This window comes from Rhizobium leguminosarum, from assembly GCF_019798305.1.
GTDB lineage: Bacteria > Pseudomonadota > Alphaproteobacteria > Rhizobiales > Rhizobiaceae > Rhizobium > Rhizobium leguminosarum_U.
On record NZ_JAAXDD010000004.1, the window covers coordinates 162,858 to 186,496 of the forward strand.

The window sequence follows — 23,639 nt, forward strand, 5'->3', positions numbered from 1 at the left end:
TCCTTACTGTTGCCCTTCGATTGTGGGAGGCGATATCGATGTAGAAACGTCCGGAGCGTCTCCTCTACAACGTCCTCGGCGGCTAGACTAAGGGCAGGCCTTCGCGACCGATCATCCAGGGCCACAGAGATGGCTCGTTCAGCATCCCCACGAACTGGTGAGCCGCAAGCAAAGGATTGCGGCAATCCAGAATGCCCAGGCTGGTCATATGGGCGAGATATTGGACCAGCCTCTCAGTTTGGGGCTCCATCACCGCAGCAAACTCCTTGGCAATCCAAGGAAATTGGCGGGAGTCTGGCACCACCATTCGCCGAAACCCGCAGTATTCCGGCTGCTTGTGCAGCTCCAGGATCCTCCTCGCGACGTTCGTCAGCCACGCCTCTCCGAAGCCGTTTCTGACCGGCGCTTGCTCAGGAAGGTCTTTGCACTGTGAAACTCTTCAGGGCCGCGAGCGTTTCCGGGCTGACATGATGCTCCATCGGCGCCGGTCGTGACCCCACCTGCGCGTCGAATTACGATCGACAATCAACATGATACGTTTCACCAGACCGGTGTCAACCTTCGCTTCTGATTCACAGTGGCTATTCAAATGGATCTTGCCTCATCGGCTGTCAGCGCATTCTCTCGCGTGCCGGAAACGATAATCTCCAGTACTTCATGCTCGTCGGTGTTCTTGATGTAACGATCGCCGACATACTCGCCGCGCTTGAGGACCATGACGCGATCGCCCACGGCGAAAATATCGATAAGGCGGTGTGAGATGATGATCTGGGCAACGCCCTGCCTCTTCAGTTCCAGCATGGTTTCGAGCAGTCGTTCCGTCGCCATCACGGAAAGGTTGGCGGTCGGCTCGTCGAGGATCACGACGCGCGGCTCGAACGAGATTGCGCGGGCGATCGCGACGGACTGCTGGCGGCCGCCCGACAGGCTTTCGACCTTCTGATAGACAGAATTCACGTCGACCTTGAGCCGTTTCAGCACGCTGTCGGCTTCCGCATACATCTTCCGCCTGTTAACGAAAGGGCCTTTGAGCGGCCAGCGGCCAAGGAAGATGTTCTGGCCGACATCCATATTGCCGCAGAGCGCGAAATCCTGGTAGATCATCTCGATGCCGACGTCGCGGCTCTCGTGCGGGCTCTTGAATCGCACCGGTTGCCCGGCAACGAGGATATCGCCCGCATCGCGCTGATAAGCACCGGTCAGGATCTTCATGAGCGTCGATTTGCCGGCCGAGTTGTCGCCGACCAGGCCGAGAATCTCGCCGGGATACAGTGTCAGATCGACCTTGCGAAGCGCCTGCACGGCCCCGAAGGCTTTTTCGATGCCCCGCATTTCCACGATCGGCGCGGATGGTGTCGCGTCAGCCATGACTGCTGTCCCCTGTTGGCGCACCTCTTCTCAGCCGGGTGCGCAGGCGCCCGAAAATATTGGCCTGGCGCACCCATATGTCGATCAGCACCGCGACGATGAGGATGACGCCGATAAAGACGTTGATCCAGTGCTGCGGCATGCTGAACCCCTGGACGTTGAGTTGAAGCAGTGCCCGCACGAGCGTGATGACGGCGGCACCGGCAAGCGAACCGATCATCGTGCCGTAACCGCCGAAGATCGATCCGCCGCCGATGATGACAGAAGCGATCGCATCGAGCTCGCGAAACTGGCCGGCAACCGGGTTGAAGCTGCGAAAATAGGCAATGTTGATGATCCCGGCCATGGTGGCGCAGAGCGCCGACAGCATGAGCGCGATGAAGCGTACGCGGTTGGTGTTGATGCCGGCATAAGCGGCGGCGCGCACGTTGCCGCCGGCCGCGCAGACCTTCAGCCCGAACGGCGTATAGGCAAGCACGATACCGGCGATCACGGCGATGAAAAACATCCAGATTGTCTGGATGCTGACGACCTCGGCCACCGTGCGAATGATCCCCGGCGGCAATGCAAGGCCGAAATGCAGGAGAACGTCATTCACCTTGCGCCCGAGCAGGTTATAGCCCTCTGGCCAGCCCGTCAGCTGCTGTCCCGCGACGAACCAGGCGGCGAGCCCCCGGGCAATGTAGAACATGCCGAGCGTGGCGATGAAGGCAGGCAGTTTGAAGCCGACGACGACCATGGCGTTGACGGCTCCGGCCGCCGTCCCCGCAAGCAGGCCCATCGTCACGGCGGTGAGCGGATCGGCGCCGAGCACCTTCAGGAAATAGGCCGCGGTGCTGCCGGCAAGGGCAAGCACCGCGCCGACGGAGAGATCGATATCGCCGGCTGCGATGACATAGGTGAGCCCGACGGTGATGAGGGCCAATTCGGTGTAATTGAGCAGGATGGCAAAGGTGTTGGGCAGGTTCCACCAGTAGTCCGGCCTGAGCACGAGGCCCGTCAGCCACAACACGGCGGTCAGGATGATGGCCAGTGCGTCGCGGCGGGCGAGAAACTTGCCGAGCCCGGTGGCAGACAGCGCCGTGTCGGTCGCCATCGCCCCCTTGGTCTGGACACCTTCGATCGCCACGCCGCCCGTCTCGTAGGCCGGCGGCGGCGGCCGGCCGCTGAGCCAGGCCCATAGCCGGGCCGCAACCTGGCGCCGGATGAGGACGGGCTCGATCAGCACGGCGATGACGAGAAGCAGACCCAGGAAAACCAGCACGGCGCCTGCCGGCAGGGTGAACTTGGCGCCGACTGCGATGCTTTGACCGTCGATCACGACGATGCGCGTGATCGGCCATCCCTCGCGCAGCACCTTGTCGATCAAGACGACGACTGCGGCACCCATGCAAGACCCGATGACGCGGCCGCGCCCGCCAAGGATCGATGCTCCGCCGATGACGACGGATGCGATGACCGTAAGTTCCCAGCTGACCCCGTAGAGAGGGGTGACGCCTTTGTCCTGCGCGGCCGACAGGAGGGCTGCAAGGGTCGCGCAAAGCGAGGAGAGCAGATAGGCGCGAATGCGCACCCAGCGTGTGCGAATGCCGGCATAGACCGCCGCCTGCTCGTTTCCGCCGGTGGCGAAAGTCTCATAGCCCCAGCGGGTCTTGGCAAGCACGTAGGCCCCGATGATGGCGATGAGGAAGAAGATCGCGATCTGGTTGTTGAAGCCGAGGAGATTCGTCTCGCCCAGGTGAAAGAACAGCGGATGGTCTTTCGCCTTGTCGGAGTAATAGATTGCCTGGCCATGCGTCAGCGCCAGCACGAAGCCGCGGCCGATGAAGAGGATCGTCAGCGTCGCGATGAAGGCCGGCACTTTCAGGACGGTGACGAGCACGCCGTTGATCAGGCCGATCGCCGTGCCCAGCAGCACGCAGAGAAGCACCGACTGGATCACGCCGAAATCGAGAAAGCTCGGGGCAAAAAGCCTGGCGAAGGCGACGGCGACCAGGCCGTAGGTCGAGCCGACCGAAAGATCGAGATCCTTGTTGGCGATGACGAAAGTCATCCCGACCGTGATGATGCCCACGCGGGACGTATCGCGCAGCAGCGCGTGAAGGGCCTCCGTCGATCCGAAGAAGGCCGGATTGACGATTGCCCCGCAGAAATAGAGCAGCGCAAGGAACATGAGGAGCCCCGCCTCCCAGCCGCCGACGAGCTGGGGCGGCGCACGGCCGAGCGATGTCGTCGTGGCGGGCTCCATGAGTTTGTACCGACCAAATGAGTTTCTACCGACCAGATGCGTTTCTGCCAACCGATCCTTGCTGTCGATTGGCGGGGCGGCTCGTGCCCTCCCGCCACAATTTCAGGCGTTCAGACGAAATCAGTTCTCGAAGCGCTTGCCGACTTTAGCGACGTTATCCTTCGTCACAAGCTGGGCACGCGTGTCGAGATTGGCAGCCGCGATACCGCGATCGATCTGCAGATAAAGCTGCATGACGGGCCAGAAGCCTTGCAGGAAGGGCTGCTGGCCGAGCGAGCCGGTCAGATTTCCCGCCGCGATGCCTTCCTGCTGTGCCGGGCCGAGATCGAAACCAAAGGCGCAGAACTTGCCGGTCTTCCCCATCTGGGCAACCGCCTTGACCAGCGGCGGCGTAAAGACGTTGTTGGCCGTGAAGGCGCCGACCACGTCGCCACGGGACTCGAAGAGCGAAACGAGTGCGTTGACAGGGTCGTTCGGGTTCGTGTCGATGCCGACATTCTCCGGGCCGGCGTCAACCTTGAAGGCATCGAGCTTGCCGGCATTCTTCAACGTCTTGACGATGGCATTGAAGGCGGCGGTGACACGGTTGTTCACCTCGATATTGCCCATCGCGGTGGAGGACGGCAGCACGATCGAGCCGCTGGCAGCACCACTGGCAATCACGCAATTTGCGAGCGCCTCGCCGCCGATTGCCGCCGCCGACGCATCCTGGCCGGTGTGGCTGATCGCGCTGCGGTGCAGGATGGTGGCGTCGAACGAGTTGGTCGTCGCGATCGGGATGCCGGCCGCCTCGGCAGCCTTGACGATGTCGTTATAGGCGCCGACCTGCGGCGTCGTCATGATGATGCCGTCGATCGTCGGGTCCTGAACGATCTGGTTCAGGATCTCGATCTCGCGGGCGGGGTCGTCCACCGGCGATTCCGAACCGAGCAGCAATATCTTGGCACCGATCATATTGCCGGCGACGGTCGCGCCGACATAGACAGGGTCAAAGAAGCCATTGCCTGCCGTGTGCGTCACGATCGCGAAGGTCAGATGACCGTCAGCCGAATGGAAATCCTTGGTGCCGGGGGCCTCTTTTGCCGCTTCCTCGAAGTTATAGCCGCCAACCGCTTTCTCGACGCCGCCCGACTGCGCAAATGCATGCGAGACACCGAGCGACAGTATCGCGGCCGATGCCGCGTAGAACAATACCCGCCTCATGATTGGTCCTCCCTTGAAACCAAGGGAGGAAAGCCGTTCGAGCGCAATCTATCGAGAGTGGGGCCGAAGGCTTATCCTCCCATTCTCTAATATTCCGCGCAATTCTGGTTCAAGTAAACCGCAAACCCATCGTACTTGTGAACTTTTCGCTTTTGGAAGCGTCCGATAACCGTTTTTGAATGGCAGGTGACAGGTTGGTGGGGTCGGGACAATTGGAACAATAAAAACCCGATGCCGCCGATTTCCCGGATTGCCAGGCGAGACGCTTTTCATTAAAGCCTCGCCATGACCCAGACAGCACATCCCGACTCCGTTCTCATCGTCGATTTCGGCAGCCAGGTGACCCAGCTCATCGCACGACGCGTGCGCGAGGCCGGCGTCTATTGCGAGATCGTCCCCTTCCAATCGGCCGAAGAAGGCTTCCACCGCCTGCAGCCGAAGGCCGTGATCCTGTCCGGCAGCCCGGCTTCCACGGTGGACGAGGGATCGCCGCGAGCGCCTCAGATCATCTTCGACAGCGGCCTGCCGGTGTTCGGCATCTGCTATGGCCAGCAGACGATGTGCATGCAGCTCGGCGGCAAGGTCGAGAGCGGCCATCACCGCGAATTCGGCCGCGCCTTCCTCGACGTCGACAGGGACTGCCAGTTGTTCGAGGGCCTGTGGTCCTCCGGCTCGCGCCACCAGGTCTGGATGAGCCATGGCGACCGCGTCACCGCGCTGCCGGATGGTTTCGAGGTGGTCGCCACCTCCTCCAACGCGCCCTATGCCTTCATCGCCGACGAGAAGCGCAAATATTACGGCGTGCAGTTCCACCCGGAAGTCGTGCATACGCCTGACGGCGCCAAGCTGATCGGCAATTTCATTCACAACATCGCCGGCATCAAGGGCGACTGGTCGATGTCGGCCTATCGCCAGAAGGCCGTCGAGCAGATCCGCGCGCAGGTGGGCGACAAGCGCGTCATCTGCGCGCTTTCGGGCGGCGTCGACAGTTCCGTCGCAGCCCTCTTGATCCACCAGGCCGTCGGCGACCAGCTGACCTGCATCCTCGTCGACCACGGGTTGATGCGCAAGGACGAGGCGGCCGGCGTCGTCGCCATGTTCCGCGAGCACTACAATCTGCATCTGTTGCACGTCGATGCCGCCGATCGCTTCATCGGCGAACTCGAAGGCGTCAGCGACCCGGAAACCAAGCGCAAGATCATCGGCCGGCTGTTCATCGAGACCTTCGAGGAAGAGGCCAAGAAGCTCGGCGGCGCCGATTTCCTCGGCCAGGGCACGCTCTATCCCGACGTCATCGAGAGCGTTTCCTTTACCGGCGGCCCGTCGGTGACGATCAAGTCGCACCACAATGTCGGCGGTCTGCCGGAGCGCATGAAGATGCAGCTCGTCGAACCGCTGCGCGAGCTCTTCAAGGACGAGGTGCGCGCACTCGGCCGCGAACTCGGCCTGCCTGACAGCTTCATCGGCCGTCACCCCTTCCCAGGCCCCGGCCTTGCGATCCGCTGCCCCGGCGGCATCACCCGCGAAAAGCTGGAGATCCTGCGCGAGGCCGATGCGATCTATCTCGACGAAATCCGCAAGGCAGGCCTCTACGACGCCATCTGGCAGGCCTTCGCCGTGCTGCTGCCCGTCCAGACCGTCGGCGTCATGGGTGATGGCCGCACCTATGAATTCGTCTGCGCGCTGCGCGCCGTCACCTCGGTCGACGGCATGACGGCCGATTTCTACCACTACGACATGGAATTCCTCGGCCGCGCCGCGACCCGCATCATCAACGAGGTGCGCGGCATCAACCGCGTGGTCTACGATGTTACGTCGAAGCCGCCTGGTACGATCGAGTGGGAGTGACGGGGAGTACTGAAGAGTAGAGCGGGATAGAGCAGCGTGTTAACAGCGATGTTGTCCCAGCAATAGACGTAGACAGTTTTCGCAGCGCTCTTTCAGGCGCAAATGGCTCGGTCTCGGCAGGCCCAATGCACCCACTCATCACATCGGCGCGGCACCGATTTGTTGTAGCAGCCCCAACAAGTCCGGCTGCCCACGTTCGCCGATGATCTGTCCGTTAGACCAGCGATAGAAGTTCATCGCCTGCACCGCGATTTTCTTTCCCGTAGGCGGAACGCCGAAGAAGTTCCCCTGATGGGTGCCTCTCATGGTGAAGCGTGCCGCAACATTGTCCCCTTCGGCGATCGTTTCCTCTAGAGTCCACTGGATGTCAGGAAAGCCGGCGCGCATCATTTCGATGATCTCGAGATATCCGGCCGGCCCGACCACCGGCTCGGGACGACCGGGAACGTGGAATACTGCTTTCGGAGAGACAAGTTCGTCCGCGAGCTTTTCGCTCGCCGTGTTGATGAACTCAACGAACTGCTCCATCAGGTGCTTGCTATCTTGCATTTCTATTCTCCTAGAAAAACGAGTGGGTGTAAGATCAGCAAATATTGAACAATTGGGCGGCGTTTGTCCTGCCGATCTTCACAAGATCGACCGGAGGGTTAGACCTTCTAGGCGCCATATTGGGCAAGTCGCGTATTGACGGAATGGGTGGGCTTGGCCGAATATCCCGGACGAAATGTCCGCAATCAATAATCTCGAATCAATGAGTGGCCTGTTGGCGTTCGTAGCCTCGGTAGAGACCGGCGGGTTCGCTGCGGCTGGCCGGCGTCTGGGTGTGTCCGCCTCGGCGGTCGGCAGGGCCGTTGCTCGCTTGGAGGGGCGGCTTGGCGTCAGGCTTCTCCAGCGTACGACGCGCTCCATCGCCTTGACGGGCGAAGGCAACCTCCTTTTTGAACGCGCAGCGCGCATCATTGAAGATGTTAAGGAAGCCGAGAATGCGATCGCTGAGACACGCACTTTCCCGCGCGGACGGTTGAAGGTGTGCATACCTGCGGCCATGGGACGCCGTATCATCGTCCCCGCGCTCGATCAGTTCATCGCGGACTATCCCATGGTCGAACTCGACGTCAGTCTGGACGATCGGATGGTGGATATCGTGGAAGGGGGTTTTGACCTTGTCCTGCGCACAGGTGACCTTGAAGACTCTCGGTTGATTGCGCGAAAGCTCGTGCCACATCGGTTCGTCACCTGCGGGTCTCCCGCCTATCTCGAACGGCGGGGAGCACCACAAACGCCCGATGATGTACCCACCCACACTTGTCTGCGTCTCCGGTTTCCGACGACGGGCCGGCTGGAATATTGGGCCTTCAAAGGATGGAAGGCTCCTGGACGCCCGCCGAATGGGCCAGTGTTCAACGATATAGAGGCCGTGGCTCTGGCTGCTATCGCCGGCCTCGGCCTTGCCCAATTGCCTCACTATCTGGCGGCGCGTGCCGTCGCGGATGGACGTCTTCATACCGTGCTCGCCGATTTTGCGGTCAGTCGGGGCGACATTTGGCTCATACGACCTCCCGCGAGTTCAGAGAGCCCACGCGTGCGTGTCTTTGCGGCGTTTCTGACGCGGCTGATCCAGTCGGTCTAAGACTGTCGGCATTGACATGCTCATTCGGCGCCGCCGCGCTCATTCAGGTCGCGGGACCGCCGGTAGGCCCCCGACCCCCAATGGCACGCTTGTAGGCGTGGCGCGCGTCGGCGGCCTACGCGTCAGAGTTTTTAAAGCCCAGAAGAAATTGTATTGCGATTTCAAATGGTTGCATGGTAATTGAACAATCAACTGGGAGTGAAGAGGAGTACCGTGCAGTAGTATCGGATAGCAGAGGACACTCGAGCGAATCCTAGGCCATCGATAGCAGTCGATAGATTCCAGGCGACCCACAGGTCTGCGGCTCTGTCGGGCGTCTTCCCGCCCATACGCCGTCAGGCCCACCCCAACCTTCGCGACTTTGTGACCTTCAAATATTCGCGCGCTGCCCGAAGACGTTAGCGCGCGCGACCAGTTCTCGGCGCCGATCACACGATCATAGATCGATTACTGCTCCTTCTTGAACAAATCCTGGAAGATGAGCTGGCCCCAAGTGCGGCCGCGTGTGTGTACCAGCGCGCCACCCTCGTTGAGCTTTCCCAGCTTGACGGGTGCGAAGCCGAGTTGTTTGGCCAAAGCCGCCACGGGAGCGATGGCGTCCTCGTCGTCGCTCGACAGAAAGACGACCCGGTGCCCGCCCTCGACGATCGGATCGGCAGCCAGGGTGGCCGCAATCAGGTGATTGAAGCCTTTCACGAGCTTGGCGCCGGTAAACGCTTTCGCGACGAAGGCGGAGGACGGGAGGCCGTCCAGCTCTTCAGGGGGAACTCCAAACGTGTTCGTCGCGTCGATGACTGTCTTGCCTTCCCAGCTCGGCAGGGACTTCGCAACCTCGCGATGCTCGCCGAACGGGACTGCCAGGATGATCGTGTCGGCCTCGAGTGCATCTCGCAGCGACCTGGCGACGACGGTGGGTCCAATCGCGTGAGCCTGCGGCGCCAACGCCTCGGGCGGACGGCGGCTCGCGACGGCCACCTCGATGTTTTTGCGGGCGAAGGCTTGTGCGAGGGCCTGGCCGATCTTGCCGAATCCTACAATTGCATAGCTCATAATGCTTCTCCGATATTGCGATGATATTGATTTCCCGGCCCTGAACGGCGCTGGTCTATCTGACGAGCCCTACGACGCTCCGAATAATCGAATGGAGCGCCTGGCAGGGTGCAGCGCGTCAGAGTTGCGCAAGGCCGCCGTCAACGCGACTTCGCTGGCGGTCATGAAGCTGCTGTCGGACGACGCGAGAAAGGCGGCCACGGCCCCGATCTCCGCCGGATCGGCCATGCGTTGGAGCGGGGTCATCGCGCCGTAGGCCTTCTGGCCCTCCTCGCCCAGCGCTTCCTTCGCGAGTTCGGTCGCCGTCGCCCCTGGTGACAACACGTTTACGCGGATGCCGGTGCCCTTCAGATCCTCCGCCCAGGTCCGCGCGAGGTTGCGCACGGCGCCTTGCTTGCGCTGTAGGCCGTAAATCCCGGGGCGCCCGTGGTGCCGGCACTCGATCCGGTCAGGATGATCGATCCGCCCTGGCCCATCAGCGGCAGCGCCTTCTGGACCGTGAAGATCGTACCCTTCACATTGGTGTCGAAGGTTCCGTCAATGTGCTGGGTGGTGATCTTGCCGAGCGCAAGCTGACTTCCCGCCCCGGCATTGGCGAAGACGATGTCGAGGGTTCCGCGCTCGGCCTTCACCGCCGCGTAAAGCCGGTCGAGGTCGCCCAGATCGGAGACCGAGCCCTTCACCGCGCGGGCATTGGGCCCTAGGTCGGCCACTGCGGCGTCGAGCGCTTCCTGCCGGCGGCCGAAGATGAAGACGAAAGCGCCCTCCTCGATGAAGCGCTTGGCTGCGGCGCGGCCGATGCCGGTAGCGCCACCGGTGATCACGGCGGTCTTTCCATTCAGTCTGTTCATGTCATGCATCCTTTGATCGTTCGGGACGCCCCCGAGAGCCTCAAAATAGGTCCGCCGGCGTCAGGCGTTGAGTGCGGAAGGGCGCACATCGGTGGTGCAAAATCGATCCGGCTGGACGATTGACGCCAGCCGCGACGATCGGTGTTCGCCGTTCGGAGTTGGGCCGCGCTCGTCGACATAGGCTATGATGACAGCCCGTTCTGCTGTACGAATGCGTTACATACGGGCTTTGGAAGGCGCACCGCGCGGTGCCGGATTGCACCATGATCGACTGGGATGACATTCGCTACTTTCTTGCCGTGGCGCGCGGAGGCTCGGTGCGGGCTGCCGCCAAGCGCCTGGGAGTGAACCACGCGACCGTGTTGCGACGCATTGCTCAGCTCGAGGACCGCCTCGGGGCGCAGATGTTCGAAAAGCTGCCTTCGGGCTACCGCCTGACGGCTGCGGGCGAGGAGGTCCTCGAGTTCGCGGACCAGATGCAAGCGTCGTCGCACCAGTTGGAAACGCGCGTCTTCGGGCGCGACCAGAGCGTGCGCGGACTTCTGCGGGTGACGCTGCCGCCGCCCCTCGCAGCACACCTGCTCATGCCGGACTTCGCCGATTTCGTGCGTCTGCATCCCGGCATCGAGATGGAAATCCTGTCGTCCGGCGAGTTGGCAAATCTGACCAATCGAGAGGCCGACGTGGCGATCCGCGTCGTCTACGACCGCGAAGCCCTGCCGCTCAATCTTCACGGCCTGAAGGGGCCGGAGCTGTTCGGCGGCTTCTACGTGTCCGGCGACCGCCTCGCTGAGTGGCGCGCGGGCCCGCCAGATCCCAGATGGATCGCCGTAAGTGGTCATGGAGTACCGGACTGGACCCGCGAGGGAGAGGCTCGCACAGCTGGATCTCCGTTCAGGACCATGGATTTCGACGCGCAGATCGCGGCGGTGCGGCAAGGCATCGGCATCTCGACGCTGCCTTGCTTCGTCGGCGATGCCGATCCCCTGTTAGAGAGAGTGCCGGATACCGACCTACACTTGTATGGACCAGTCTGGCTTCTCACTCAGGGGGAGGCACGCAAGACGAAGCGCGTGCGGCTCTTTACCGAGTTCGTATCCCGCAGACTCGCCGCTTACGCCCCGCGTCTCGCGGGGCTGCCCATATCGCGCGACTGACGCCCGGCAGGTCGCCGGCGACGCTTGCCGTCATCCGGTCGCAAGCCGAGCTGCGATTTTCATCTGGCGAGTGGCGAGATCAAGCCGGAACGTAGGTCAACCTGATCACATCCTCGCCAATCCGGTCGTGAGCCATCAGGCGGAGCGGCGGCCGGGGTCCGGCGAAATATGGCTTGCCATGACCGAGCACCACGGGGTGCAGGTAGATTCGATACTCATCGATCAGGCCAAGTTCGGTAAGGCTTTGCGCCAAATTGGGCCCAGCAACTTCGATCTCCCCGTCGCGTTCCGCCTTCAGCTTGCGGATCGCGGCCTCAAGATCTTCCCCAACGAGTCTGGCGTTGGGACCGACTGACTTCAACGTGCGCGAGACGACCCATTTCGGCTGGTTCCGCCACGCCGCCGCGAAGGCCTGTTGCTCTGCATCCCATTCAGGATGTTCGTCGTCCCAGTAACGCATGACCTCATACATCTGGCGACCGTACACACTGCCCGCCTGCCGCTGAGCCTCTTCGATGAAGTGGCGGAAGAGCGTCGGGCTTGGTGCAAACCCCATATGATCGACGTAGCCGTCCAGGGACTGGTTCATTCCGAACACAAGCTTAGCCATACTCACTTCCTTTCCTTAAACGGCATATCCGCGCATATCTGATTGCATAATGCAATCGGTTGTAAGTTAACTCAACTGGTTTAATATCGCAATTGGTTTTTGTGCGCATAAATCCGCGATCTGATGGTCGCCAGCCGCTGTGCGAGTTGCTGGCCCGGTCAGAGGAGCGCCTCGAACATTCTGGCCAACCGGGCGGCCTGGGGTGGACCACGGCCTGTCCGCTTTCAGCGATCCAAATGGACAAGCCGCCGTCCGAGGGCGCTATTTCAGCGGCAGAAACAACTCCGCCACCGCCTCATGCTCCGACACCTCCGGGAAGAAGCTCAGCCGCTGGCAATAGATCGGGAAATCGCGTGCTTCCTCGCCGCTGGCCGGAAGCCAGTCGCGATAAAGGTAGAGCGCGGCGGGCTCCAGATTGTCGGTATTGCCGACGACGCGCAGCACCGCGCAGCGTCCGCCAGGGATCTCGCCGGCTTTGAGCTCTCCGCCGTTCGCCTCGATCGGTTGGTCGGTCCCGACACAAAGGTCGACGCTATAATCGGCAGGCGACTGAGGACGCCGCTCGGAACGCCAGACGTTGAAGGTCGAACTTGTCCTGGGGTGTAGGCCAGCGGCCTTGCGCCACGCTATGAACCGCTGGATAGTGGCGCCGAGCGTCGCCGGGTCGCCCCGGTGCTCCATGATCGCCACCGGCGTGGTGGGCACATTGCGAATTATCACGTCTTCAGTGGTAAAAGTCTTCTGCATGAGCTTGCTCCTTGCATTGTCGAGGGGCCCGAAGGCGGCAAGCCACGGCTCCCAGTCGGGAGACTTCCGAAACGACGAAGGCGATTGTCCGAACCGTTGCCGAAAGGCGCGGGCGAAGGCATCCGGTGCGTGGTAACCGGCATCCATCGCTATGTCAGTGACGCGTTCTTCGTCCCTGTAGGCCAGCCGGTATGAAGCGCGCTTCATGCGGCCAAGCTGGATATAGCGATGAACGGATAGCCCGAAGGTCGCCGTGAACTGCCGGTGGAAATGAAACTTCGAGAAGGCCGCGACACCGCTCAAAACGTCAAGATCGAGATCGTCATCGAGGTGCTGGGCGACATAATCCAGCACTCGCTGCATCCGCTCATGATAGTTCCGAAGCGCTGCGGTCATTCGTCTTGGTCTCCGTGGCAGCTCAAACTAGATTCCTTCGGGAACGTAGCGCTCGACCGATCTTGCGGTTTGGCATGGATCATGCCGGAAACTTCCAACCGTGGGTCGTAGTGCACGGACGCTGTTCAATGCCACGATGGCACTGCCAGCGGTATCATGGTGTGCCGACCGATCCGAATATCTTGCGATCCTCGCCCGGCACTGTTATTCGCATTTCCGTCTTAGAGGAGAATGCCTTTGTTTGCCGTCGCAACGATCCAGAACTCACCGGCTGCGGCGGTAGGGGTAAGGCGCTCGGCATCGCCACTGAGAGCTGATCCTCACTCTATCGCTCGGCCTTAGCGCATCCAATACTGGCGCAAGCCCAATGTCGAGAAGACTATGATCATCGAACTCATCTCTAGTGATTTTGACGCGCTGCTGAAGGGCATCGCGCCACGTCATGTGCACCTTGTCCAAGACAGCGCCATTGCGCCTCCTGAAGTACTGGCGATGTTGAACCGCCTCGCCACTGACGTCGGCGCCAATTTCTCGCCGTCGGCCTGGATGATCGTGGAGGATGACGAGATCGTCGGCCTTTGCTCTGTCATCAAGGTTCCCCAGGATGGAAAGATCCATATCGGCTATGGGGTTGCGCCTTCGCGCCAAGGCCGTGGATGCACCACGCGGGCCATAGGGCAGTTGCTGGTGTGGGCGCGCAACGATCCTCGCGTATCTCTGGTCTCTGCAGAGACCGGGGTTGAGAACATCGCGTCCCAGCGCGTTCTTGAGCGTAATGGCTTTATCCGTATCGGCGAGCGTATCGATGCCGAAGACGGTCCGTTGATCTGCTGGGAAGCAATGGCCGTTTAGGTTTACCGGGTCGGATAAGCCGCACAGGAACGGCCGGCCGAGGTTCAGTCACCTCGGCCGGCCGTTGTCATGAAGGAAATGACGACTGCGATCCGAAGCCGGCTTCAGCGGCCGTAGGTGACCTCGACGGAGGCCTTGGCGAGCGTATTGGCCCTGACATAGAAGCCAACCATGGCAGCCGGCGCGGTCTCTGGAAGCGGAAGCTTGTCGACCGAGAGCGCGTAGACGGTGAACTGGTAGTGGTGCGGCTGATCGCCGGCCGGCGGGCATGCGCCGCCATAGCCGGACATGCCAAAATCGGTGCGACCTTCGACAGTGCCTGCGGGAAGCTTTTTGTCGCCGCTGGCACCGGTGGCGATCTCCGAGGCATCTGCGGGAATGTTGAACACCGACCAATGCCACCAGCCCGAGCCTGTGGGAGCATCCGGATCGTAAGCCATGATGGCGAAGCTCTTGGTCGCCTCAGGAGCGCCCGCCCAGGTCAGTTCCGGCGAGATGTTCTTGCCGGCGCAGCCGAAGCTGTTGAAGACCTGCGCATCGGACATGGACTTGCCGGCGGCCAAATCCTTCGAGGTGAGCTTCATTTCTGCCTGTGCGGCCGTCGCACCAAAGACGGATGTGGCGAGAAGTACTGCTGTGATAAAACGCATTCTGTTTTCCTGCGGTTGTTAATGCAGGAAAACTATCGTCACCGCGCATGTGCATCTGCCCCGCTACGCTCAACTTCTGCCCCGATCCGCTCAAAACGCTCGGAGCCGCCCCGCACATGGCGTGGATTGACGCCGAACCGCTCCTTGAACCGCGCCGCAAATTGCGACGGTGAATCGTAGCCGACCTCAAGCGCAACCTGCGCCACCGGCAGGGTTGTGGTCTGGATGAGGCCCAAGGCGCGATTCATCCTTGTATCGCTCAAGATCTCACTGAAGCCGGTATTCTCCGCAGCCAGCTTACGCCTGAGCGTCGCTTCGCTCATGTTGAACGAGCGCGCCGCGTGGCCCAGCGTCCAACCAAAGGCCGTATCGCTTTCGATCATCTGCCGCAGCCGGTCCTCGAGCCGAGGGCTTTGGCATTGGCCCAACACCGCTCCACAGAGCGCAAACCAGGTGATCAGTTCCATCAAGCGAGCTTTGGCAATCGCGCCGGGAAGCCTCGTCAGATTGCCGGGCTGACAGCAATAGTCAAACAATGCCGCGGCTTCCTCCGGCAGGCTGGAGGTGCCTGCCGGCACAGGCCTCGATGGAACAGCGATCGATCCCATCCTGCTATACGCCTCCTCGAACAGCGGTCGCGGAACAGGAAGCGCCAGGGTCTGATACTTCTGCGGCGCCTTGGGAATGTTCTCCATCGTCAACGGTCTGTAGTCGGGCAGCAAGCCATAGGCGCCGGCCTCAAGGCGCAAAGCCCTGTCATCTGCCATGACAATCTTCGTTCCCGATTGCACCTGTATCAACAAGGGGCTCGTATTGACGAGACGATAAAAACAGGCCCGCCCGCCCTGGCGGATCAAGGCTCTGGCCGGAATGGGAAAGACCTCGTCGAGCATATGTTCTCCGGCAAATGGATGGATGATCATGGCTCCGGCTGCCAAGCCGTGGGACTGAAGTCCTGACCGGCAGAACCGACATGCAGATGCCCGCCTTGTCATCCGCTTATCCCTGCGGATCGGGAATACCAAAACCGCGTGCCAGCGGCAACCTTGAGCCAGAGGCCACAGACTACGTCTAATGCCTGTCGGACTTGCGAAGGGTACGCGGCTAAAAAGATCGAGAGTTGTCGGGATTTGTCGACCTGATCCGTCCTTGGGCCAGGACCATCACGAGGAGGAAACCGTGAGAGAGCTGATCTTGAAGATGTCCACATCGGTCGACGGCTTCGTGAGTGACCTGAATGGCACAAACAGATGGATGTTCGGCGCCGATCAAGAGGCGAAAGCATGGGGCGTAGAATATATATGGAACGCCAGCCTGCACATCATGGGCAGCCGCAGCTTCCATGGCATGGCCGCCTGGTGGCCGACCTCCACCGACCAGTTCGCGCCGCCGATGAACCAGATCCCCAAGGCCGTCTTCTCACGACAGGGGCTGACGGACCTGATGAAAGCGGACACGGTGCCGGGGCTCGATGAAGCCCGCGCCCATGCGGGGACCACACAGTCCGCCGAGCTGCAGCCCGGCGGTGAAAGTTGGGCAGAGGCGTATGTGGCAAGCGGTGACCTGGCGGAGGAAATCGCCAAGTTGAAAGCCCAGGAGGGCAAACCGATCATCGCCCACGGCGGAGTGAGCTTCGCCCGCAGTCTCGTTACCCTGGGACTGGTCGATCAGTTCGCCCTGATCGTGGCTCCCGTGGCGCTGGGCAAAGGCCTGTCACTGTTCTCCGAATTGACCGAGCCAATGCGTCTCAAGCTGACGAGCTCGAAGGCCTTTCCGGGGGGCGCGGTGGCGCAGATCTATCGGCCGGCGTGAACCCGTCACCGAAGGTCGTTCGATCGAGCAGGCGACCCACTTCAGCGCGTTTTCGCGCCTGGTGTTTATTTGTCATCGATGTGAATTCGGGTTTTGTCGGCGGCGTCCGCTCGGCTTTTCACGTGATCGATGAAGGACCGCAGCTTTGGCATCACTTGATGACGGCTCGGATAGTAGAGAAACACGCCCGGCGCCATCGGTGTAAACGCCTCCAGGACGCGGACGAGTTTTCCCGCTTTCGCGGGTCCGGCGGCGATTGGCTCCGGCACTTGCGCAAGTCCCATGCCTTCGACGGCGGCTCCCAGCATGGTGGGAAAGTCGTGGGCGATCAGCGGCCCGGAGACAACAGCTTCGATCGGCTTTTTGCCGCTGACAAACGACCACGGCGCGATTGAGCCGTTCGAGCGGCGCATGCGGATGCAGGCATGTTGACGCAGATCGTCGATACGCTCGGGCCGCCCTCTCCGGCGCAGATATTCGGGGCTGCCGACGACCACCAGCGGGAACGGCGGCGTCAGCCGGACCGCGACCATGTCGGCTGCGATGAACTGGCCGAGCCGGATACCGGCGTCAAATCCCTGGGCGGCGATATCGACCAATTCCTCATTCGCGGCGACCTCCACCTCAATCTCGGGAAAGGCCTGGCAGAAGGATGCAATCAGTGGCTCCAGCAGGATCGGCATCACTGCCGGCGGCACAGTGAGACGCAATAGTCCAGCCGGCCGCTGCCCGAGCTCACGCGCAACCTCGCTTGCGGCGACCAGTTCCGCGAAAGCGGGCTTTGCGCGCGTCAGGAACCGCTCACCGGCCTCCGTCAGGCCGACACTGCGCGTCGTGCGGATGAAGAGCACCGCGCCGACACGCTCCTCAAGAGCGCGGACGGCCTGGCTGATTGCCGATGGGGTCACCCCGAGTTCCCCAGCTGCTCTGCGAAAACTGCGGTGCTGGGCAACGCTCAGAAATGCCTCGACTCCGTCGAGCGCGCCTTGCCTGACTGTGAAGTTCTGCTTCATACCGCATCGATATTATCGCGAATAGTCGATCGCGGGAAGCGGGCGTAGATCTGGATCTCACAAATCAGGAGTGCCCCGATGTCGACGGAATCCATCTTCCAAACTCATCTCGTCCTAGGCTATGTCGCGTGGCTGCTTTGCTTCGGCGCCTATATTCTGCCCTGGCTCACGTCGATGGACAGGGTCAGGGCGCACCGCGCCATCGCCACTCTGCACAGCTTCCGCTTCTTCGGGCTCGTCTTCCTTCTCCCAGGCGTCGTCGGCCCCAACCTGCCCGCCAGCTTCGCCACCTTCGCTGCCTATGGCGACCTCGCGGCCGGGCTGCTTGCCCTGCTGGCGCTCATCACGGTCAGGATACGCCTGGTCTTCTGGCTGTTCGTCGTCGCCTTCAATCTGGTGGGAATGGGCGATCTCATCCTCGACTACTATCACGCGATCCAGGCTGGCCTTCCCGCGCAGGCGGGGGAACTGGGCGCCGCATACGCGATCCCGATCATCTACGTGCCCCTGCTGATGATCAGCCACGTCTTCGCATTCTATTTGCTGCTGCGTCCTCAACCTAAGGCAATCCAGGCCTTCGCTGGCGAGGTATCAGTATCTTAAACTCCGCCATCTCGGGCGTCGCACCTTGCGATCGAAGGTCGCAACTCTAGCGCCCGTCAAATCTGCGGACATAATCGACCAATGCGCGCAGCTTCAGCGGCTGCCTCTGGCGCCTGGGGTAGTAGAGATAGAAGCCCGGAAAGGGTGGACAGAAATCCTCCAGCAGCGGCACGAGTTCGCCCCGTTCGATGTAGGCCTGGAAGGTCTCCACCATGCCGAAGGTGATCCCGGCCCCGGCGCAGGCCATGCGGATCATCATTCCCATGTCGTTGGTCGTAACCGTGGGATCGACGGAGACGTCGAAGTCGCGATCATTCTCGGTGAATTCCCAGCGATAGGGCGCCGTATCCGGGCGTGGCCGCCATCCGATGCAGGCATGGTTCTGCAGCTCGCTGGGATGGTGGGGATGGCCGCGGCGCTCGAGATAGCTGCGGGATGCGGCCGCGCATTGTCGCTGCTCTTCGGAGACTGAGATCGCAATCATGTCCTTCTCGATCACCTCGCCGAGCCGGACGCCGGCGTCGAACCCGGCCCCGACGATATCGAATTCGTCATCGGTGATGGTGATATCGAGTTTGATATCAGGACAGGCTTCCATGAAGCCGGCCAGCAAGGTGCCGGAGAGGAAGTTCTCGGCGATCGAGGAGACGGTGATCCGCAACAGGCCGCTCGGGCGCGCCTGCATTTCCCTTACCGTCTGCATCGCATCCTTGACCTGGCGGAGCGATGGACGAACCGCGTCGAAGAACACTTCGCCGGCTTCGGTCAGGCTGACGCTGCGCGTCGTCCGCTGGACCAGGGCGACGCCGACCCGATCCTCGAGGCGCTGCAGGGCCTGGCTGACGGCGGAGCGAGTGACGCCAAGCCGCTCGCCGGCGAGCCGGAAGTTCCGCGCCTCCGCCACCGCAAGAAAGACTGAAATGCCTTCGAGATCGTCGACCATTGGTTAGCATTCTTAACCAAGGCATCTTGGATTGGCAACTTAATCACTCGGGTTCTCTGTACTATCTTTCAGTCGAGGTCAACGAAGGCTTCGAAAGGCAAGGCAATGCGAAGGATTTTCAAAAGCCCGGTTCTGCAGTTTTTCACGACGGTCACCCTGGCTGGCGCGGCGACCGGTTCGTCCGCCGCCGATACTGTGAACGACCGGGATCTTCGGCAGCAACAAACAGGCGAGAACACGATGCAGCAACATCCCTATGTCGGCATGTGGGTTACGGATGATGGCCGCGTCCGCCACGAACTTCTGCCGAATGGCCGTTACGACGAAGCCCGCGGCAACCGGGAAAGCGCCTACCGGGGACGCTACGACGTTACCGGAAACCACATCGAATATTGGGACGACACGGGCTTCACAGCCGATGGCGATTTCGTCGACGGCAATACCCTCCATCACGGCGGCATGGTGCTTCGGCGCAGATGACGTGCCGCCCGACAGGCAACACCACACAGGAGAAGGCCGCGTTTGCCGGCCGGAAAGGATGACGATCATGTCTTCCCCAACACCCATCTGGTTCATCACCGGCGCATCGTCCGGCCTCGGCCGGGCGCTCGCCGAAGCCGTTCTGGCCCGTGGCTGGCGCACCGCCATGACGGCGCGCAGACCCGAGACACTGGCAGATCTCACGGCAGAGCACGGGGACCGCGCGCTTGCCCTTGCACTCGATGTAACGGACAGCCGCTCCATCGCCGATGCTGTTCATGGCGCCGAAACGCGTTTCGGTGCGATCGACGTCCTCGTCAACAATGCCGGCTACGGCTACCTCTCGGCGATCGAAGAGGGCGATGATGCCGAGATACGCGCCCAGTTCGAAACCAATGTGTTCGGTTTGATCGCCGTCACCAAGCAGGTTCTGCCGGGCATGCGCCGACGCCGGCAAGGGCATATCTTCAACGTCTCCTCGCTTGGCGGGCTCGTCGCCTTTGCTGCAACCGGCTACTACCACGCCACCAAGTTCGCGGTCGAAGGCTTGTCGGAATCGCTTTTCCATGAGGTCAAACCGCTTGGCATCGATGTGACGATCCTCGAACCCGGCGCCTTCCGCACGGATTGGGCCGGTCGGTCGATGGTCGAATCCAGCACGATCATCGAAGACTATGCGGAAACATCCGGCAAGCGGCGCCGGGCCACCCGCTCGATCTCCGGCAACCAGCCGGGCGATCCCGCGCGCGCAGCAACCGCGATCATATCGGCGTTCGAAGCGGACGAACCGCCGCTGCGCCTGCTGCTCGGCGCACCTGCCCTGAAGATCGCTCGCGAACGGCTGGACGCGCTGCGCGCAAACTTCGACGCCTGGGCGGAGACGTCGCTCAGCGCCGATTTTCCCACCTGACCAGCAAAAACCCCCCGCCGCATCGCCAGGCGGGCGGCGTACAACGGAGCTTGAAATGTCTGATATCAAAGGAAAAGTCATTGCCATTACCGGAGCCAGCAGCGGCATCGGAGAGGCAGCGGCAAAGGTGCTGGCTGCCGCAGGCGCCCATATCGTGATCGGCGCCCGCCGCACCGAGCGCCTGGCGGAACTCGCCGGCGACATCGCGGCAAAGGGCGGGTCGGTGCGCCTGCAAAAGCTTGACGTCACCGATCGTTTCCAGGTGGAGGCATTCGCAGGCTTTGCCAGGTCCGAATTCGGGCGGCTCGACGTGATCGTCAACAATGCCGGCGTCATGCCGCTCTCGCCGCTCGAGGCTCTCAAGGTCGACGAATGGGACCGGATGGTCGACGTCAACATCAAGGGCGTTCTCTATGGCATCGCGGCGGCGCTTCCGATCATGAAGGCGCAGGGATCCGGGCAGATCATCAACCTGTCTTCGATCGGCGGCCACAGCGTGTCGCCGACGGCCGCCGTCTATTGCGCGACGAAATTCGCGGTGCGGGCAATCTCGGACGGATTGCGGCAGGAGACCGATCGTATCCGCGTGACCGTCATCTCTCCCGGCACCACGACATCGGAATTGGCCGACACGATCACCGATCCGACGGCGCGCGACGCCATGAAGGCTTTCAGGGCGATCACCATCAGCCCCGAGGTCATCGCCAATTCGATCCTCTACGCCGTCAGCCAGCCTGATGATGTCGATGTCAGCGAGATCATCATCCGGCCGACAGCCAGCCCGCATTGATCGGCTGAGACCCCGCCAAAAGCAATTCCAGCAAAAGTGTAGAGCGGTTTTGCCAGGCAAAGCGCGAAGCGATTTTGCCGGGAATTGCGGAAAACGAAAAAGCCGCCGCCGCCTAAAACCCCAACGACTGCTGGGCAGGCGGCGGTGGGGCGAGGTTGACGCCTTCGAGCTCCAGCATCCGGGCCTTCGATGACGAGCCGCCGGGCGCGGAAAAGCCGCCGATCTTGCCGCCGGCCGCGAGCACCCGATGGCAGGGGATGATCAGAGCGACCGGGTTCTTCGCCATCGCCTGACCAACGTCGCGGGCGGCTTCCGGCCCGCCGCCGAGTTCCTTCGCCAGCGCGCCATAAGTCGTCGTGTGGCCCCAGCCGACACGCCTTGCCGCCGCATAAATATCGCGGAAGAAGGCATCCTGGCCGGCAAGATCGAGTTCGACGCCGGAAAAGTCCGTTTCCTCGCCCTGGAAGTAGCGCTTCACCGCAGCGACCGTCTCCAGCACAGCCGGCGTCGGCGCGCCGGGTTCGGCATCCAACAGGCGGCGCAGCAGCAGCCGTTCGGTCGCTTCCGCTGATTTGGTCGGCAGTTGAAAGCGGGTGATGCCGGCGTCGCTCCAGGCGATGCCGCAGAAACCACCCGCGGTTTCGAAGATGAGATAGTGGTGCGTTGTCTCAGTCATGACACAGCCTCCGCGTTTTCGATTGCCCTCAAAATCGTATGAGACGGGCGCTGTTTCAACCCGTTTCTTGCGCGCCGGCCTTCCACAGTATTCTCGGAAAATCGAGCGCAGATCATCGAATGCTCGATGCTACTCAGCTGAGGCAACGATGTCCGCGACGGCGCTTGCGCTTGCCTGCTTTTCACTCATATAGCTCGCAGCGCTTATCGGGCGTGGTTGCGAACGGGAAACGAGGACAGCATGGACGTTTCGGAAATCATCATTCCTGGCGATACGCCGGGAACGGAGTGGCGGCTGCCGGTGCTGCGCTTTACGGGCGGCGATCCGAAGGCACCGAAGATCTATATCCAGGCGGCATTGCATGCCGGCGAGCTTCCGGGAACGGTGCTGCTGCATTTCCTCTGTGAGAGGCTGCGGCAGGCGGAAAGCCAAGGCGGGATCGCCGGCGACATCACCATCGTGCCGCAGGCCAATCCGATTGGTGCGGCGCAATCGCATTTCGGCGAATTGCAGGGCCGTTTCGACTTGGGCTCACGCACCAATTTCAACCGGGACTTTCCGCGGATCTCCCTTGCCGATCGCCAGACGCTGATCGAAGACCTCGATGATTATCCGGCTACCGACAGATTGAAGCGACAGCTGCTGCATTTGGCGCTCGGCGCCGATCTCGTGCTCGACCTGCATTGCGACGATGAATCGCTGCAATATGCCTATATCGACGAGGCCTTCTGGCCGGAGGCGGCCGATCTTGCCGCTGCACTCGACATGGAGGCCGTGCTGCTTTCGGATGGCGAAAGCTCGGCCTTCGAGGAGGCCGTCGGCTTTGCATGGAAATATGAAGGTCCCGGCGAACGCCTATTCGAGCTGCCCGGCAGACTTTCCGTCACCGTCGAGCTGCGCGGCAAGCGCGACGTCGATCCGGTATTGGCGAAAAAGGATGCTGACGGGCTCTGGCGCTTCCTTGCGGCACGGGGGATCGTCAGTGACGAAAAACCGGCGGCAACGGCATTTTCCGGTCCGGCCGTGCCGCTCGACAATGTCGAGATCATCCGCGCTCCGGAAGGCGGTGCCGTGCTCTTTCATCGCAATATCGGCGAGAGGATTGCGGAAGGCGACCGCCTAGTGACGATCGTTACCCGGCCAGGGCAGCCGGGCGGCAGCATCGAGCTCACCGCGCCGCAGGATGGGCTGATCCTGACACGAACATCCGACCGGCTGGTGAGACGGCGCGGCGACCTGATGAAGATCGCCTGCGACGAACCCAGCAAGGCTTCGCGCAAGGCAGGCGCGCTGGAGAATTGAGCCGCAGGCCGGCTTTGTCTGCCTTGATCGTCGACGCGCTCGGGGGATAAAACGTCGCACGGCGTTTGCGCCGGCCCTCGTGCATGTTATCTCGCTGTCATCACGGGGAGATCGATCGGGCATGGCCGTCACCATCTATGGCATCAAGAATTGTGACACGATGAAGAAGGCGCGCAGCTGGCTGGAAGAACACCGCGTCGCCTATGAGTTTCACGACTACAAGGAAATGGGGGTCGACCGCGCCCATCTCGAAGCCTGGATCGACCAGGCCGGCCTCGACACCGTGCTCAATCGCGCCGGCACCACCTTCCGCAAATTGCCCGATGCGGAGCGAGAGAACCTGACCCGGGAGAAAGCGATCGCCCTGATGCTCGACCAACCGTCGATGATCAAGCGGCCGGTGCTGGAGGCGAAGGGCAAGCTGCTGGTCGGCTTCAAGCCGGAGACTTACGCCGGTGCATTCGGAAACTGACAGGCGGCCGAGTGAACTCACGAGGGAA

Annotated in this window: 24 protein-coding genes and 1 pseudogene; 11 read left to right on the forward strand and 14 right to left on the reverse strand. The window is 61.8% G+C overall.

Annotated features, from left to right (window positions below; genetic code table 11):
* Nucleotides 1-82: 82 nt before the first annotated feature.
* The 4 genes from HFO99_RS08865 to HFO99_RS08880 form a co-directional block, all read right to left on the reverse strand.
* Complete coding sequence (locus HFO99_RS08865; protein ID WP_315860476.1) at nt 83-373, reverse strand: TetR/AcrR family transcriptional regulator C-terminal domain-containing protein; 291 nt, start codon at nt 371-373, stop codon at nt 83-85.
* A 212-nt stretch (nt 374-585) separates the two neighbouring features.
* Nucleotides 586-1,368 carry an ATP-binding cassette domain-containing protein gene (locus HFO99_RS08870; protein WP_222360642.1) on the reverse strand — a complete coding sequence of 261 codons (783 nt, stop codon included), beginning with the start codon at nt 1,366-1,368 and terminating at the stop codon, nt 586-588.
* Nucleotides 1,361-3,616, reverse strand: a complete 2,256-nt coding sequence (locus tag HFO99_RS08875) for an ABC transporter permease (RefSeq protein ID WP_222360645.1) — start codon at nt 3,614-3,616, stop codon at nt 1,361-1,363. The genes HFO99_RS08870 and HFO99_RS08875 overlap by 8 nt, the downstream gene beginning before the upstream one ends.
* Nucleotides 3,617-3,736: 120 nt before the next feature.
* Nucleotides 3,737-4,819 (reverse strand): substrate-binding domain-containing protein, encoded by a 1,083-nt coding sequence (locus HFO99_RS08880; RefSeq protein ID WP_222360648.1) that lies wholly within the window; start codon nt 4,817-4,819, stop codon nt 3,737-3,739.
* A 285-nt stretch (nt 4,820-5,104) separates the two neighbouring features.
* Here HFO99_RS08880 and guaA point away from each other — a divergent pair, with 285 nt between their 5' ends.
* A complete protein-coding gene (gene guaA, locus HFO99_RS08885; protein WP_222360651.1) occupies nt 5,105-6,667 on the forward strand; it encodes a glutamine-hydrolyzing GMP synthase in 1,563 nt (520 codons plus the stop codon).
* 138 nt (nt 6,668-6,805) lie between these two features.
* Here guaA and HFO99_RS08890 read toward each other — a convergent pair whose 3' ends face one another.
* Nucleotides 6,806-7,216, reverse strand: coding sequence for an ester cyclase (locus HFO99_RS08890; RefSeq protein ID WP_261317027.1), 411 nt, complete (start codon nt 7,214-7,216; stop codon nt 6,806-6,808).
* Between the two features lie 175 nt (nt 7,217-7,391).
* On the opposite strand from HFO99_RS08890, the gene HFO99_RS08895 reads away from it, so the two are divergent.
* Nucleotides 7,392-8,297 carry a LysR family transcriptional regulator gene (locus HFO99_RS08895; protein ID WP_222360654.1) on the forward strand — a complete coding sequence of 302 codons (906 nt, stop codon included), beginning with the start codon at nt 7,392-7,394 and terminating at the stop codon, nt 8,295-8,297.
* 447 nt (nt 8,298-8,744) lie between these two features.
* Here HFO99_RS08895 and HFO99_RS08900 read toward each other — a convergent pair whose 3' ends face one another.
* Both HFO99_RS08900 and HFO99_RS08905 read right to left on the reverse strand, forming a co-directional pair.
* Nucleotides 8,745-9,347, reverse strand: coding sequence for an NADPH-dependent F420 reductase (locus HFO99_RS08900; protein ID WP_222360657.1), 603 nt, complete (start codon nt 9,345-9,347; stop codon nt 8,745-8,747).
* Between the two features lie 118 nt (nt 9,348-9,465).
* Nucleotides 9,466-10,198: pseudogene (locus HFO99_RS08905) on the reverse strand (SDR family NAD(P)-dependent oxidoreductase).
* Nucleotides 10,199-10,461: 263 nt separating this feature from the next.
* On the opposite strand from HFO99_RS08905, the gene HFO99_RS08910 reads away from it, so the two are divergent.
* The gene (locus tag HFO99_RS08910; protein ID WP_222360659.1) at nt 10,462-11,355 is read left to right on the forward strand and encodes a LysR family transcriptional regulator; all 894 of its coding nucleotides are present in this window, start codon (nt 10,462-10,464) and stop codon (nt 11,353-11,355) included.
* Nucleotides 11,356-11,434: 79 nt separating this feature from the next.
* Here the strand turns inward: HFO99_RS08910 and HFO99_RS08915 are convergent, their stop codons facing one another.
* Together HFO99_RS08915 and HFO99_RS08920 are read right to left on the reverse strand one after the other, a co-directional pair.
* Nucleotides 11,435-11,965, reverse strand: coding sequence for a dihydrofolate reductase family protein (locus HFO99_RS08915; protein ID WP_222332505.1), 531 nt, complete (start codon nt 11,963-11,965; stop codon nt 11,435-11,437).
* Between the two features lie 261 nt (nt 11,966-12,226).
* Nucleotides 12,227-13,108, reverse strand: coding sequence for a GyrI-like domain-containing protein (locus HFO99_RS08920; protein ID WP_222248441.1), 882 nt, complete (start codon nt 13,106-13,108; stop codon nt 12,227-12,229).
* A gap of 381 nt (nt 13,109-13,489) precedes the next feature.
* Between HFO99_RS08920 and HFO99_RS08925 the strand changes: the two genes are divergently transcribed.
* A complete protein-coding gene (locus HFO99_RS08925; protein ID WP_222360661.1) occupies nt 13,490-13,960 on the forward strand; it encodes a GNAT family N-acetyltransferase in 471 nt (156 codons plus the stop codon).
* 104 nt (nt 13,961-14,064) lie between these two features.
* Here HFO99_RS08925 and HFO99_RS08930 read toward each other — a convergent pair whose 3' ends face one another.
* Together HFO99_RS08930 and HFO99_RS08935 are read right to left on the reverse strand one after the other, a co-directional pair.
* A complete protein-coding gene (locus HFO99_RS08930) occupies nt 14,065-14,610 on the reverse strand; it encodes a YbhB/YbcL family Raf kinase inhibitor-like protein (protein WP_222332507.1) in 546 nt (181 codons plus the stop codon).
* 38 nt (nt 14,611-14,648) lie between these two features.
* Nucleotides 14,649-15,503, reverse strand: a complete 855-nt coding sequence (locus tag HFO99_RS08935; protein WP_222360662.1) for a helix-turn-helix domain-containing protein — start codon at nt 15,501-15,503, stop codon at nt 14,649-14,651.
* Between the two features lie 286 nt (nt 15,504-15,789).
* Between HFO99_RS08935 and HFO99_RS08940 the strand changes: the two genes are divergently transcribed.
* Nucleotides 15,790-16,422, forward strand: coding sequence for a dihydrofolate reductase family protein (locus tag HFO99_RS08940; protein ID WP_222332508.1), 633 nt, complete (start codon nt 15,790-15,792; stop codon nt 16,420-16,422).
* Nucleotides 16,423-16,487: 65 nt separating this feature from the next.
* Here the strand turns inward: HFO99_RS08940 and HFO99_RS08945 are convergent, their stop codons facing one another.
* On the reverse strand, nt 16,488-17,435 hold the full coding sequence (locus HFO99_RS08945) for a LysR family transcriptional regulator (RefSeq protein WP_222360664.1): 948 nt from the start codon (nt 17,433-17,435) through the stop codon (nt 16,488-16,490).
* Between the two features lie 78 nt (nt 17,436-17,513).
* Here HFO99_RS08945 and HFO99_RS08950 point away from each other — a divergent pair, with 78 nt between their 5' ends.
* A complete protein-coding gene (locus tag HFO99_RS08950) occupies nt 17,514-18,038 on the forward strand; it encodes a hypothetical protein (protein ID WP_222310729.1) in 525 nt (174 codons plus the stop codon).
* A 46-nt stretch (nt 18,039-18,084) separates the two neighbouring features.
* Here HFO99_RS08950 and HFO99_RS08955 read toward each other — a convergent pair whose 3' ends face one another.
* Nucleotides 18,085-18,981, reverse strand: coding sequence for a LysR family transcriptional regulator (locus tag HFO99_RS08955; RefSeq protein ID WP_222310728.1), 897 nt, complete (start codon nt 18,979-18,981; stop codon nt 18,085-18,087).
* 105 nt (nt 18,982-19,086) lie between these two features.
* On the opposite strand from HFO99_RS08955, the gene HFO99_RS08960 reads away from it, so the two are divergent.
* From HFO99_RS08960 to HFO99_RS08970, 3 genes are read left to right on the forward strand one after another with little or no spacing between them, the layout of a single operon-like run.
* A complete protein-coding gene (locus HFO99_RS08960) occupies nt 19,087-19,461 on the forward strand; it encodes an Atu4866 domain-containing protein (protein WP_222332692.1) in 375 nt (124 codons plus the stop codon).
* Nucleotides 19,462-19,519: 58 nt separating this feature from the next.
* Entirely contained in the window at nt 19,520-20,371 is an 852-nt protein-coding gene (locus HFO99_RS08965; protein ID WP_222248457.1) for an oxidoreductase, read from the forward strand.
* Nucleotides 20,372-20,426: 55 nt separating this feature from the next.
* Nucleotides 20,427-21,161 carry an SDR family oxidoreductase gene (locus HFO99_RS08970; protein WP_222332512.1) on the forward strand — a complete coding sequence of 245 codons (735 nt, stop codon included), beginning with the start codon at nt 20,427-20,429 and terminating at the stop codon, nt 21,159-21,161.
* A gap of 112 nt (nt 21,162-21,273) precedes the next feature.
* Here HFO99_RS08970 and HFO99_RS08975 read toward each other — a convergent pair whose 3' ends face one another.
* Nucleotides 21,274-21,837, reverse strand: coding sequence for a methylated-DNA--[protein]-cysteine S-methyltransferase (locus HFO99_RS08975; RefSeq protein ID WP_222248460.1), 564 nt, complete (start codon nt 21,835-21,837; stop codon nt 21,274-21,276).
* Between the two features lie 240 nt (nt 21,838-22,077).
* Here HFO99_RS08975 and HFO99_RS08980 point away from each other — a divergent pair, with 240 nt between their 5' ends.
* Together HFO99_RS08980 and HFO99_RS08985 are read left to right on the forward strand one after the other, a co-directional pair.
* Nucleotides 22,078-23,139: a succinylglutamate desuccinylase/aspartoacylase family protein gene (locus tag HFO99_RS08980; protein WP_222360666.1), complete on the forward strand. Its 1,062-nt coding sequence runs from the start codon at nt 22,078-22,080 to the stop codon at nt 23,137-23,139.
* Nucleotides 23,140-23,260: 121 nt separating this feature from the next.
* Nucleotides 23,261-23,611 (forward strand): ArsC family reductase, encoded by a 351-nt coding sequence (locus tag HFO99_RS08985; protein WP_222360668.1) that lies wholly within the window; start codon nt 23,261-23,263, stop codon nt 23,609-23,611.
* Nucleotides 23,612-23,639 lie beyond the last annotated feature (28 nt).